The following is a 12962-nucleotide window of genomic DNA, read 5'->3' as shown; positions in this document are numbered from 1 at the left end:
CAAATAAAAACACGCGCTCTTTGGGCGCGTGTTTTGACGTTTATTTTGAATGGAATCTAGCAATGACGCTCTATTAGTAGGGATATGCACACGCATTTCATTATGCTCAGCATTTAATAAAAGGAGAGGAAGTGATGAAATGACGGAGACCGAGTTTATTGCGAAGATCGCAAATTTTGCTGTGAAGGACATGCAGATCAGCAAGGTTCCGGCATCGCTAACGATAGCTCAAGCGGCGCTAGAATCAGGCTTTGGCAGCAGCGGATTGACTGTTAAGGCCAACAATTTGTTTGGGATTAAAGGTAGCGGACCAGCCGGTAGTATTACTGTGCAAACTACTGAATATGTTAATGGTAAAGCTGTTAAAGTAGAAGCTCTTTTTCGGGCCTATAACAACTGGGGAGAATCTGTTGCGGATCATTCCGTGTTGATTGTGAATGGTGTTTCGTGGAATCGTAATCTTTACAGCAAAGTGCTTGGTGCTAGTGGCAAGGTAGCCGCACAAGAGATTGCTGCCGCTGGCTATGCTTCCGACCCAAACTATGCAGCAAAGCTAATCCAAATCATGAATACCTACAATCTGTATAAATATGATGATGAAGCTAAGGAAGGTGATGACGAAATGTCGGCAGAGGATAAACAAAGGCTGGTTAGTCTGGAAATGGAAATAAAGGAATTGCGTGCTGTTATTGTGAGCCTTACGGATAGCAAGGATACGCTAAAAACAGGAATGCAGGAACAAGGCCAGTCGATTACTAAGCTTTCAGATCGTGTGACTTTAATCGAAGGCCGAGCAGTGATGAATGTACCTCCATGGGCTGAAGCGGCAGTGAAAGCAGCGAGTGCTGCAGGGCTGCTGGATACACCGTCAGGTGGCAGTTATGACTTCTATCGCATAATAACAGTGCTGAACCGTGCAGGCTTACTTGTTTCTGGTAGTGGAAAATGAAATAAGGAGGATTAAACACCATGTATAATGATGCTCTCAACAGTGTGCTTGCCTTTGCTTCTGTGCTGGCTGTTTTTGTAATGGCACTTGTACAACTTGTGAAGAATAGCGTGCAACTTCCGCGGAATATTGTACCGGTTGTTGGATTAGCTATTGGCTTGCTGGTTGGAGCAGTGGCCTATCCGTTCACTGATATGAATCTGATCCTGCGGCTTTGGGCTGGAGGGCTAGCAGGACTTTCGGCGACGGGGTTATTCGAGCTTGCTTTTAACAAAAGGGATGGAACTAAAACAGACGATAAATAGACTCAGCCTATCAGGTATATAAAACAATCGTTTTATACAGGTATTGTGACTATGCAATCTATCGAGAACCCTAATATATTATCTTATGTCAATTATAAAGGGGGTGCAACGATGGGAACTTATCTTGATGGAAGAACGTCGCAAAATGCCAGCCTAGCCAACTCTATAGCTATTCCTATAACAGTTCTAAATACTCCACAGTTGTTTGGACAGATTGGGTTGTTAACTGCTGGAGTGACTACAAATCCGCGTGTGCTGCTTAAAGGAACGATCTCTGTAACGCTTCCTTTAGCTTTAGTAGGAATCACAATTACGATTGTAAGAGGAACCTTGCCAACCGATCCGCTTATATATTCTGCTACTTCAACTTTTGGTCTAAGTATTTTGGCTCCGCAAGTCATAACCTTTTCAGCAGACGATTTCTTACCTGCAATCACACCTCAACTCACTTATACAGCATTTGTTTCATCTAATCTACTCGGCACAGTTCGTGTGGGTCCAGAAAGCTTTGACGGTATTTTAGTTTCTGATTAATTGCAGAGCATTTAACCTCACTGGTTGCCAGTGGGGTCTTTTTTTTAACTGTTCGCCCAATCTTCTAAGAAGATGATTACATATCTTATGATGTATTCTAAAATACGGAGGAGGTCTTCTCATGGGTGCAGAATTTGGCGGGGTTGGTGGCGCTTTTACTTCCACAGGCGCGATTTTGGTATTGTTCATCTTATTGGTAATTATTACGAGCGCATGCATATTCTAAAGATATAAAAAGTCTGCTTCTGGCATTCGTGCTGGAAGCAGACTTTCTTTATGGTACTTTTCAATTTATGCCATGCACAGCAAAAGTAATTAGGATTCTACTCTCGTATTGAAGTACATAAAAAATGCTGATCGGGATTTCTTCCATTATTGTATTATTAATCATTGTCGTATCGGTGGGAAGCTTTTATTTCTATCATGTAACCCCGAACATGACTGTCTGACAAAAGACTGCCGAAAGGTAGTCCTTTTGTGATGTATATACTCTTTAGCGAATTTATTGTGTGAGTTTGCTTTTTATTCACATATAGATGCAATATATAAATTGCATTATGTAATAAATATATTATAATTCTGGTTATAGGGAGGGATAATAATGAAAAAAAGTAAAATGAATGATGAACGAATTGTATCTCAAAGAAGAACGATTCAGAGTGATGCTTATCAAATATTAGTATATTGTTTGCTGATTTCAGTACTGATTCAACAATTCATAATGAATGCTCCGTTTGAGCAATTTGCAGTCGAGTTTTTCTGTTTGATTGGTAGTGGAATATATATAACGATACGGCACTTGTCTGTTGGTGTTGATATTTGGGATTCCCAAAGAAACACAAACAAAAAGCTGCTTATAAACAGCATTATTTCAGGCGGAATTTGTGTTTCGTTGCTTATAGTTTTGGCGGGAGAAAGAAATGTAAGGAATAATATTTTAATCTTTGTATCTTTTACAATTGTTTATTTTCTTACACACCTAGTGTTACGGAATATAAACAAAAAAAGACAACAGCAAATCGATGATGAATTAGGTAGTGATGATACAGTTGAATGAAATGCGCGGATTTTTAGTAGATTTTTAAGATAGCGAGGAATCAAGCCTACGATCTGATGGTTTCCAGACAGGACAACATTAAGCGAACCCGTCAACCTTAAGGGGGCGGCGGGTGTCTTTCATTGTCCGATACTAGTAATTTTGTATTGATTATTACATATATAAAAATAACTTTTAATGTCTTTAACATAAATTCGGGGCCCTATCTCTAGGGCCCCTTTCATGGGAGAGGAGAAACCGGACGAAGAGCTTATGGGGAAACGTAAGCCTGCTCCGCGGTTGTCTACGACATTTGTGGTGTCGATAATTACATGATGTCCCTGGAAGCCCAGTCTTATACATAAGGGAGACTTATTTATCGGAATAGTCTTGATCTTTCCATTTTTCATATCTAGACATATTTTTTATTTCATCGCGCAAATGTGTTACGATAGGCGTGGACTTATGCCCTTTTGGGTATAACAAACAGAGACATAGAGCGGGTGATTGACGGTGAGAGTGGTATCGGGAAGTGCAAAAGGAAGACCACTAAAAAGTGTGCCGGGAAGTGGAACAAGACCTACAACCGATAAGGTGAAGGAAGCTGTATTCAGTATGATCGGTCCATATTTTGAAGGTGGAGCGGTACTGGACTTGTTCGCAGGTACAGGTGGTTTGGGTATCGAAGCTTTAAGCAGGGGGATGGAAAGCGCCGTATTTGTAGATATGGATCCCAAGAGTATTGACACCATTCGTGCCAATTTGAAAGCGACTAATCTTGAAGCGAGTGCGCAAGTGTACCGAAATGAAGCAGGAAGAGCACTCAGTGCATTGGAGAAGCGGGGACGTGTTTTTGATTTAGTCTTTCTAGATCCTCCCTACCGATTGAAGCATGGAGATGAGCTGATGCTATCTATGGTAGAAAAAGGAATGCTGCAAGAGGACGCAATCATTGTTCTGGAGCATGAATCAAGTTATGCCTATCCTGAGGATATCCCAGGATTTTATAGGCTGCGTCAGGCCGTATACGGAGAAACGACAATTTCTATTTATCAGTATGAAGCTAATCCTTCTGTGGAAAGCGAGACTGGTGAGGAGGTAGAGAATGAGTCAGCAAATTAGAAAAGAACGTGTTGCCATCTATCCAGGCACCTTTGATCCCGTGACTATGGGACATATGGATATTATTCGGCGCGCATCCAAGCAATTCGACCGTTTAATCGTAACGGTGCTTAATAATTTGAGTAAGAACCCGCTGTTTACTGTAGAAGAGCGGACAGAGCTTTTAAGACAGGCAACAGCTGATATTCCCAATGTGGAAATCGACAGCTTTAGGGATCTATTAGTCAATTATGTTCGTCAAAAAGATGCTCAAGTCATTGTACGTGGTATTCGTACCGTAACTGACTTTGAATATGAACTGCAAAACGCATCCATCAACCATAGTCTGGATCCGGATGCGGAAACGATCTTTATGATGACTAATCCGAAATATTCCTATTTAAGCTCCAGCGTTGTAAAAGAAATTGCCCATTTTGGTGGGAATGTGTCTGACTTCGTGACGCCTGAGGTGGAACAGGCGATGAAGCTTAAATTTAATCGAGCCGATGGCGAAAAGCGCTAACGAGATATATCGTTGCGGATAATGCCAGTAGGATGATTAGCAGAAGCGATTGCAAACTAAGCAACTGTGGAAAAGAGCTCCATATGGCAGTTACATTAATGGTTCTGTTTGGTATGGATTGTGAATCAGCGAGCGCAGGCAAAGCAGCCTCACTTATTACTAAAAGTGGTTTCCATAGTAGCAGTGTTAATAAAAAAGCATAAACGCCATGCATCAGTCGAACGACAGCGTAGGGGAGGAATCGGACACCTGCCTCTTTAAGCATTGTCAGTACTTGCAGTTGTGCGCAGAGTCCGCTCCAGCCAAGTGCAGCGGAAAGTAAGGCCAAGCCTAATACTCCTGTTGATCCGGCGCCGATGCTCGTGAGCCCTTTGCTTATGGCGTCGGCTCCTAAATGAACCTCCAGCAAGCCTGCTGGTAGAGCAGCTGGTAATGCAGGAAGTACCGTAGTAATGATATTGATGACCACGGCGAACATAATCATGTAACCGCCCACAACCATCAAATTTTGTACCGCTGTAGCTACTGACTCCCCAAGAAGTCTACCGAAGCTTCGGCCATCTCTTGATCTGGCTTCAGTGGCTGCAAGTTGGACACGACTATATAAAGAAGGTCGTTTGGTATTCGTGCTTTCTTTTACAGAAGGCTGCGGATTGTCTAGCCGGCCATTTAACAGAGCATCTGTATAACTGGCCAGAAGTCCTGAAACCCAGTGGATAGCAAGTAGAAAGTAACCTGCTGTAGGACTATGTAGGAAAGCTACACCGATCACAATGAGCAGGGTTACTGGACTGGCGAAATGCGTAAGTGAAGCAAGACGAGCGGCTTCCTTGTCCGAAATGCTGCCCTGCTTATGAAGCTGCATTACACCTCCGGCCCCACCGGGGAATCCAGCGGTGATTCCAAGCGCCAAAGTCCAGCCACTCGCGCCAGGCAGTCGAAAGACCTTTTTCATCAATGGTTCCAGGAGCACTCCGAAACCATGTACGAAGCCCGAAGCGGTTAGCATCTCAGACAGCATCAAGAAGGGTAGAAGTGCAGGGAATACGAGTGTCCACCAGAGCTTTAACCCTTGGAGAGAAGCCTCGAAAGAGCTTTCTGGGGAGATGATGATGGCAATGGCTAACAGGATTGCGATCACCCCAGATAAAAAAGGTGTGGAGCGACTAGCTAGCCGGCGAATTTTTGTATTGTTCATTTCTAGAATCACCTCTTCATAACTTAAGGCATAGCGGATGTGTTATCAATTTATGCAGAGTAGACAACCATCATGCCAAACCACTAGTCGAAGCGGTAATGAAGTTCAAACATTCATATCCTAAATGTGCCGTGGGAAAGAAGGGAAGAGTAGTGAAGCAGTTGAAGCATCGGCCGGGATTCCGTGCCACAGCTTACCTCTTTACGTTTGTAGTTATCGTGTATGTATTTGTTTTTATGAACACCCCGTACATTGTATATCAACCGGGTAGTGCCTCTGAAGTTGCCCCTATGATTAAAGTGGAAAATGCTGATCCAGCTGAAGAAGGAACCTTCATGATGACTACAGTATCCGCTAGTTATGCTAATGTGGCGTTGCTGGTCGCCACTGTTTTTAACTCCAATTCAGAGGTTGTGCGGAAAGAAACACGGTTAGGAGATAAGACTGAAGATGAGTATGCTGCGGAGCAGGTTTTTTATATGAACAGCTCGCAATCTTACTCCGTTCAGGCGGCCTATCATGCTGCAGGAATTCCGTATGAGGATGTTGTGGATTATTTGTATGTTTTTTCAGTTCCGGTTGCCAGTAATAAAGGACAATTCCAGCCCGGTGACAGAATCATAAGTGTAGAAGACCAGAAGGTGCCTGATCCAGAAGCACTTTCTGCTTTACTTTCAACAAAAAAAATCGGTGATCAGGTCGCTGTTGTTTTACAAAGAAACGGTAAGGAAGTAAAGGAACAAGTGACACTTGTTGAGATCAAAGATAAAGATGGTACTGCAGTTCGACCGGGTTTTGGAGTCACTATAGCTGCAGTTCAAAAGGTAAAACCTAAAGAACAAGGCAAAGCGGTCAGCTTTGTGGATACGAATGTTGGCGGTCCTTCTGCAGGTCTGATGTTCACTATGGAGATTTACAACCGTCTTACGCCTGGTGATTTAACCAAAGGTCATAGGGTTGCAGGAACGGGCACGATCGACGCTGAGGGTGAGGTAGGTGCTATCGGTGGAGTGAAGCATAAGATTGTTGCTGCAGATCGAGAAGGGGCGGAGATTTTTTTCGTTCCTGTTAAGAATTACGACGAAGCCAAAACGAAAGCTGATAAAATCGGCACATCGATGAAGTTGGTACCCGTATCGACACTGGATGAAGCACTGAAGTATATGGAGGAACTACCGGTCAAACCATGACCGGAGGTTCCAAATAATCGCGATACATATCGGTTCTGTAAGGTTCTCGAAAAGCTCCTGCGAAAGCAGACGCGGCTTGAAGGTCTCGCTCAAGTTGTGGATGGGAGCACAGTGACGGCCGCATGATGATGGGTAAGGTTGCTTTTTGTTTCATCTCTTTGAGGAGAGTTCGTCCACTTTCTCTAAAACCAAGGATTCGAATATATCCGGGCCCCTCCGCTAGTACAGAAGGGGTCATTTCTTCCTTTGTATGATTTAGCAAAATGTGTAGTAGTAGACGTTGCAGTCGTGTATGCGTATAACGCTTGCTCTTAAGGGCTTGAAGCAAACCCGAGATCGAGAATTGCTCAAGATCGGGCATAAGACGAAGGATTCTATTCTCCAAGCCTTCATTCATGTCTTGGATGGTTCGTAGCTCGGCAGCGTTACGTGTAGAGAGCAGGTGACGGAGGGGAGCTCGGAAATGCTCCAATGCCAGAGGACCTCTACCTGCTGCATGCTCTCTTTCTAATATGGACACGCTATATTCCGGCATGTATGCTGCTGGAGAGCCGCCTTCTTGCAGCAGCTTGCGAATAGCAGTGGCGCTTGCGATCGATGAGCCAACTTGCAAAGGATCATGGAATCCGGCTGCCGTTCGCGGAACAGTTAGCGGCTCGATCTTGCTATTTAGCCGCTGCAAAGCGATGAGATAATGCAAGCCAAGGCTGTTATTCGGCTGGCGCAGCAGCTCGTCAGCATCGCCGGGACTCTCCTCTTCATGGAGAGTCCCTTCAAAGGCCGCCGCCGCCGCTGCGCTGTACGCGGCGGGGAAGCTCGCTCCGAGCGCCATGCGGCGGCGGATCTCGCTCTGAAGTTCGCTGCTTTCCTCTGCCAGATACTTGGCCAGAGGAAGCAGCGAACCCAAAGTGCCGGCTTCGGAGCCGAAGCACAAGCTGTCCACGACCCCGGTCGCTTCCAGCAGTGCAACTGCTCCGAAGGCGAACCATTCTGCCGGCTGTACAGCATAGGCCACCGGCAGCTCAATGACGAGGTCGGCGCCCATTCGTAGCGCCATCTCTGTCCGGGCTTGCTTGCTTACCGCCGCCGGCTCGCCGCGCTGAGTAAAGGGACCGCTCATGACGACAATGGCGCGCTCAGCGCCAGATAGTCTTTTGGCTTCGGTGAAGTGATGGACATGTCCGTTATGTAATGGATTATATTCTGCTATTATTCCAACTGTTGTCACTGCTGCTTCCCTCCGTATGTAACCATTATCAGTTCGCATATACTGTCATTTTGATTTACACTAATAGTTATATCATAATTCTCTCCAATTTCTGAAACAATATAAAGGGAAAATGGTTGACAAAGGTATATAATACTAGGTATAATAAATTTTGTTTGTTTGGGAGTGATAAGTTATGCAGATTCACTTTCGCAAATTAGCGAATGCCGACGAACCGTTACATATTCACGATGTTGTGGATGTCAGCGAGGTAGTCAAAGGGCGCAAGGATATTCTAGCTGTTGCTCCGCTCTCAGTGGACCTTAAAGCGCTGCCCGCGGGAACCGATTGTGTGAACGTGGTGGGAAAACTGAGTGGAGATGTGGACATTTTATGTTCACGTTGTCTCACGGAGGTCAAAAGTGATTTGAACATTCCTTTTGCTGAGACTTTCAAGTGGCTTAAGCAGCCAGTTCTTCCAGATGATGACGAAGATGAGGAACTCATTTACGTCAAGGATGAGGTTGTGGATCTTATTCCTTATGTGGAAGAAAATTTCGTACTGCACTTACCGGATTCGGTATTGTGCAAGGCAGACTGTCTTGGTCTTTGTCAGAAATGCGGACAGAACTTGAACGAAGGCACCTGCAGTTGCGACAACACAGTGATCGATCCTCGACTCGCTGGGTTGAAAGACTTTTTCAAATGAAACATTACAACAAAACACATTCTGCTCTGAGGAGCAGGCTGACAGAAATATCACAAGGAGGTGGAACACATGGCAGTACCACAACGTAGAACGTCTAAAACACGCCGTGACAAACGTCGCACCCACTTTAAGTTGGTTGTGCCGGGCATGGTGAAATGCGAACAATGCGGAGAGTTGAAATTGGCTCACCACGTATGTAAAGTTTGCGGAACTTACAAAGCAAGAGAAATCATCAAACAATAGTTTCGGAATAAGTAGTACTTCACTATCGGTGAAGTACTATTTTTTTTGAAATATAAGAATATATAAGTTTCACGCTATACATTATCCTTATATTTTTTGCACAAACGCTTACCGTCTATTAGGGACGCTGAGGCGTTTATGCTTATCCAAACATAAGCCGCCCAGAAGTCAATGCTTTATTTTTGGTGCGGCATGCTTTATACTACATATTAGTACCTGGTTCTAAATAATGTTTAAGGTTATTTGACCTAATATAACAGCGGCCATTCAAGCGGCCGAATGCTTTCTTTAAAATATAAGAAAGTATAAGTTATGCACCTATACTTGATGTCTTATATTTCTCGCTTAAACGCTTATCGTCCATAAGGACGCCGAAGGCGTTTATGCTTGGCACGTGCCAGGAGGTGAGCCGCAATCGAGCGGATGTCCAAGAAAGAACGTCAGCAACAGCTGCTACATATAATCGCAGGTAATCCTTTTGTAACGGATCGGGAGTTGACTCGTCAGCTAAAAGTTAGCATTCAGACGATTCGGTTGGACCGAATGGAGCTGGGGATACCGGAACTGCGTGAACGAATGAAGCAAATGGCAGAGCACTCCTATGATCAGGTGCGCTCTTTGCCTGCGGATGAAGTCATCGGAGACATTGTGGATTTACAATTGGACAAGAGTGGGATTTCGATATTTGAGATTCGCGAAGATCATGTGTTCTCTAGAAATGGGATCGCTCGTGGTCACTATGTGTTTGCTCAAGCGAACTCGCTTGCGGTTGCCGTAATCAACGATGAAATTGCTCTGACCGCTTCAGCCGATATACGTTTTGTACGCACAGTTCAGCTAGGTGAGAAGTGTATTGCCAAAGCACAGGTGCGGTCACTCGCCGGTAGGGGTGGCAAAGCAGAGGTGGACGTATTCACCTATGTCGGAGAAGAACTAGTGTTTCAGGGCCATTTTATAGTGTATCGGTCCGCAAATGATGAACACAGTGAAGGGGGTAACCATAGTGCTGATCGCCATTGATGCCATGGGCGGGGACAACGCTCCTGAGTGTAATGTCGAGGGGGCGTTGTCCGCGGCCGCGGAATGGAAAGATACGCAGATTGTGCTCGTTGGTGACGAAGCCAGATTAGAGCCGCTACTCAAAGACAAGCCATCTAATCTGACAATACGTCATGCAGGAGACGTCATTGGTTCTGATGAAGAGCCGGTTAAGGCAGTTCGTCGTAAAAAAGACTCATCCATGGTTGTAGCTGGACGAATGGTGCGTGAAGGTGAAGCAGATGCTATGATTTCATCGGGTAACACGGGTGCGCTAATGACCACAGGACTACTCGTAGTTGGCCGGATGCAGGGAATTGAACGTCCTGCACTGGCGCCTATGATTCCAACGCTTGACGATGTTGGGGTACTGGCTCTTGATCTTGGTGCTAACATGGATGCGAAGCCTGAACATCTGGTACAATATGCGCTGATGGGCAGCATTTACCGGAGCAAGGTTCATGGTATTGCTAAGCCGCGTGTGGGACTTCTGAATGTAGGGACGGAGCCTGGAAAGGGTAACGAACTGACGAAAGAAGCTTATCCGCTGCTTGAGAACTTACCAGGCATTAATTTTATCGGTAATGTTGAGGCACGTGACGTACTGACAGGGAATTGCGATGTGCTTGTCTGCGATGGATTTGCCGGTAATATTTTGCTAAAGTCTCTTGAGGGTACGGCGGGTGCTTTGTTCTCTTTGCTCAAGGAGCAATTTAGTCGTTCTCTGAAGACTAAGCTTGGCGCGGCTATGCTGATGCCGGAGCTTAGAGCTTTAAAGAGTAAAATGGATTACAAAGAGCACGGTGGTGCACCACTACTCGGTCTTAGCGGATTGGTAGTTAAGGGTCACGGATCTTCTGATGGAAATGCAGTTAAGAATGCGGTAAGACAAGCGCGGATTGCTCTACAAGCCGATCTTGTGCCAAGTATATCCAAGGAAATTAGCGGGAAGTGAGTGACGACATGAGACAGTTGCGACCGGTTGGAATTATAGGAACTGGGAAATATGTACCTGAGAAAATATTGACAAATAGCGATCTGGAAAAAATAGTGGAGACTAACGATGAGTGGATCGTAAGTCGGACAGGCATCCGCGAGAGACATATTGCTGCGCCTCACGAGGCAACTTCTGATCTAGCGTATGAAGCAGCACTCAAGGCACTTGATTCCGCTGGAATGAAAGCCGAAGATTTGGATCTTATTATTATTGCAACAGTAACACCTGATAGTGCTTTCCCTTCTACAGCCTGTATTTTGCAGGATAAACTGGGTGCTAAAGGCGCTGCGGCTTTTGACTTGTCAGCAGCCTGCTCTGGTTTTGTATACAGCTTAGCTACTGCGGTTGGCTTTATTCAGAACGGAATGTACAACAATGCACTTATTATAGGTGCGGATACTTTATCCCGCATCACAGATTATACGGATCGCAATACTTGTGTCTTGTTTGGCGATGGAGCAGGTGCAGTTATCATTGGTGAGGTTCCGGAAGGTCGTGGTTTCCAATCCTTTGATCTGGGTGCTGAAGGCTCTGGAGGGAACTTGCTTAAGCTAGAAGCCGGCGGTTCGCGCTTGCCTGCCTCTCAGCAAACTGTTGAAGATAAGAAGCATTTCATTTATATGAATGGCCGCGAAGTCTTTAAATTTGCTGTTCGTGTAATGGGCTCAGCTACAGAGCGTGTGCTTACTAAAGCTGGTTTGGGTAAGGAAGATATCGATTTGTTCGTACCTCACCAAGCGAATATTCGTATCATTCAATCCGCTATGCAGCGTCTTGATTTGCCACCAGAGAAATGTGTGATTAATGTTGATAAATATGCTAATACTTCGGCTGCCTCCATTCCACTAGCGCTTGTTGAAGCGGCGGAAGAAGGACGTATGAAAGAAGGCGACACCGTCCTGATGGTTGGATTCGGCGGTGGCTTGACTTGGGGCGCATCTGTATTGATCTGGTAATAAGCTAAGACCGATATACGGGAAGGAGTTCATACTTATGAGTAAAATTGCATTCGTCTTTCCCGGACAGGGAGCACAAGCAGTTGGAATGGGCAAGGATGTTTATGATGCTCTTCAAAACAGCCGTGCAGTGTTCGAGAAAGGGGATGAAGTTCTCGGATTTCCACTAAGTAAGCTGATTTTTGAAGGGCCGGACAGTGAGTTGAAGCAAACAGTAAACACGCAACCAGCGCTTCTTACAGCAAGCGTAGCCTATCTTGAAGCTCTACGTGAACAAGGTTTGAAGCCGGATTATGTTGCTGGTCATAGCCTTGGTGAATACAGTGCACTAGTAGCTGCGGGTGTGTTGTCATATGAAGATGCTGTAACACTTGTACGCTTGAGAGGCCGTTTCATGGAAGAAGCTGTTCCAGGAGGACAAGGTGCAATGGCTGCAGTACTTGGCGCAGAACGTGAAGCGCTGGCAGCATTATGCCAAACTATCTCTGAAGAGAATGGTGTTGTAGAACTGGCTAACGTTAACTGTCCAGGTCAGATCGTTGTTTCCGGATCTCAGGAAGGCGTTAATGGTGTTGTGCAGCGTGTTAAAGAAGCTGGTGGCAAGCGGGCAATTCCGCTAGAAGTAAGTGGACCTTTTCACTCTTCTATGATGAGAGCTGCTGCAGATCGTTTGGCAGAAGAGTTGAAGAAAGTAACCTTCAATACTCCAAATGTACCTGTCATCGTTAACGTCACTGCATCACCGGTAACAGATCCCGAAGAAATTCGCGAACTGCTTGTTCGTCAGGTGTATTCTCCTGTGCTTTGGCAGGACAGTATTGAATGGTTGATTGCAGATGGTGTTGACACTTTTGTAGAGATTGGTTCTGGCAGTGTTCTGGCAGGTCTCATCCGCAAAATAGATAAAACAGTCAAAGTAATCAACATTAATACACTTGAAAGTGTCCAAACTGTTTTGTAAGAAATGGTTTAACAT

General features: G+C 45.2%; 16 protein-coding genes. 14 read left to right on the top strand and 2 right to left on the bottom strand.

Translation table 11 applies throughout. The annotated features are described in order from the left end of the window. The first annotated feature begins 139 nt into the window (after positions 1-139). From ACWNM1_RS19415 to coaD, 7 genes are all read left to right on the top strand, one after another. Positions 140-949, top strand: coding sequence for a glycoside hydrolase family 73 protein (locus tag ACWNM1_RS19415; RefSeq protein ID WP_449602272.1), 810 nt, complete (start codon positions 140-142; stop codon positions 947-949). Between the two features lie 20 nt (positions 950-969). Then, positions 970-1254, top strand: a complete 285-nt coding sequence (locus ACWNM1_RS19410; protein ID WP_076282784.1) for a holin — start codon at positions 970-972, stop codon at positions 1252-1254. A 111-nt stretch (positions 1255-1365) separates the two neighbouring features. After that, positions 1366-1788 carry a hypothetical protein gene (locus ACWNM1_RS19405; RefSeq protein WP_449602271.1) on the top strand — a complete coding sequence of 141 codons (423 nt, stop codon included), beginning with the start codon at positions 1366-1368 and terminating at the stop codon, positions 1786-1788. Positions 1789-1909: 121 nt separating this feature from the next. Further along, positions 1910-2014 (top strand): sporulation protein YjcZ, encoded by a 105-nt coding sequence (locus tag ACWNM1_RS19400; RefSeq protein WP_081951108.1) that lies wholly within the window; start codon positions 1910-1912, stop codon positions 2012-2014. 375 nt (positions 2015-2389) lie between these two features. Further along, positions 2390-2845: a DUF6773 family protein gene (locus tag ACWNM1_RS19395; protein ID WP_449602270.1), complete on the top strand. Its 456-nt coding sequence runs from the start codon at positions 2390-2392 to the stop codon at positions 2843-2845. A gap of 492 nt (positions 2846-3337) precedes the next feature. Further along, complete coding sequence (gene rsmD, locus ACWNM1_RS19390) at positions 3338-3946, top strand: 16S rRNA (guanine(966)-N(2))-methyltransferase RsmD (protein WP_060624086.1); 609 nt, start codon at positions 3338-3340, stop codon at positions 3944-3946. Next, on the top strand, positions 3930-4448 hold the full coding sequence (coaD, locus tag ACWNM1_RS19385; RefSeq protein WP_076282781.1) for a pantetheine-phosphate adenylyltransferase: 519 nt from the start codon (positions 3930-3932) through the stop codon (positions 4446-4448). The genes rsmD and coaD overlap by 17 nt, the downstream gene beginning before the upstream one ends. Here the strand turns inward: coaD and ACWNM1_RS19380 are convergent. Then, positions 4420-5646 (bottom strand): nucleoside recognition domain-containing protein, encoded by a 1227-nt coding sequence (locus ACWNM1_RS19380; RefSeq protein WP_449602269.1) that lies wholly within the window; start codon positions 5644-5646, stop codon positions 4420-4422. The genes coaD and ACWNM1_RS19380 overlap by 29 nt on opposite strands. Before the next feature lie 152 nt (positions 5647-5798). Between ACWNM1_RS19380 and ACWNM1_RS19375 the strand changes: the two genes are divergently transcribed. Continuing rightward, on the top strand, positions 5799-6836 hold the full coding sequence (locus ACWNM1_RS19375) for a SepM family pheromone-processing serine protease (RefSeq protein WP_449602268.1): 1038 nt from the start codon (positions 5799-5801) through the stop codon (positions 6834-6836). Here ACWNM1_RS19375 and ACWNM1_RS19370 read toward each other — a convergent pair. Then, the gene (locus ACWNM1_RS19370; RefSeq protein ID WP_449602273.1) at positions 6826-8064 is read right to left on the bottom strand and encodes a nucleotidyltransferase; all 1239 of its coding nucleotides are present in this window, start codon (positions 8062-8064) and stop codon (positions 6826-6828) included. The two genes, ACWNM1_RS19375 and ACWNM1_RS19370, sit on opposite strands and share 11 nt — an antisense overlap. Positions 8065-8239: 175 nt before the next feature. Between ACWNM1_RS19370 and ACWNM1_RS19365 the strand changes: the two genes are divergently transcribed. The 6 genes from ACWNM1_RS19365 to fabD all read left to right on the top strand — a co-directional run bounded on the left by ACWNM1_RS19365 (position 8240) and on the right by fabD (position 12947). Next, a complete protein-coding gene (locus ACWNM1_RS19365) occupies positions 8240-8752 on the top strand; it encodes a YceD family protein (RefSeq protein ID WP_449602267.1) in 513 nt (170 codons plus the stop codon). Between the two features lie 69 nt (positions 8753-8821). After that, positions 8822-8995, top strand: a complete 174-nt coding sequence (gene rpmF / locus ACWNM1_RS19360; RefSeq protein WP_019911234.1) for a 50S ribosomal protein L32 — start codon at positions 8822-8824, stop codon at positions 8993-8995. A gap of 423 nt (positions 8996-9418) precedes the next feature. After that, positions 9419-10015 (top strand): transcription factor FapR, encoded by a 597-nt coding sequence (gene fapR / locus ACWNM1_RS19355; RefSeq protein ID WP_042127208.1) that lies wholly within the window; start codon positions 9419-9421, stop codon positions 10013-10015. Then, positions 9999-10988, top strand: a complete 990-nt coding sequence (plsX, locus tag ACWNM1_RS19350; protein ID WP_449602266.1) for a phosphate acyltransferase PlsX — start codon at positions 9999-10001, stop codon at positions 10986-10988. Before fapR ends, plsX begins: the two co-directional genes overlap by 17 nt. 8 nt (positions 10989-10996) lie before the next feature. Further along, positions 10997-11986: a beta-ketoacyl-ACP synthase III gene (locus tag ACWNM1_RS19345; RefSeq protein ID WP_139328492.1), complete on the top strand. Its 990-nt coding sequence runs from the start codon at positions 10997-10999 to the stop codon at positions 11984-11986. A gap of 37 nt (positions 11987-12023) precedes the next feature. Then, a complete protein-coding gene (gene fabD / locus ACWNM1_RS19340; protein ID WP_449602265.1) occupies positions 12024-12947 on the top strand; it encodes an ACP S-malonyltransferase in 924 nt (307 codons plus the stop codon). Positions 12948-12962 lie beyond the last annotated feature (15 nt).

Source organism: Paenibacillus sp. Marseille-Q9583 (genome assembly GCF_976954365.1).
This window is presented reverse-complemented; position numbering and strand designations above follow the sequence as displayed.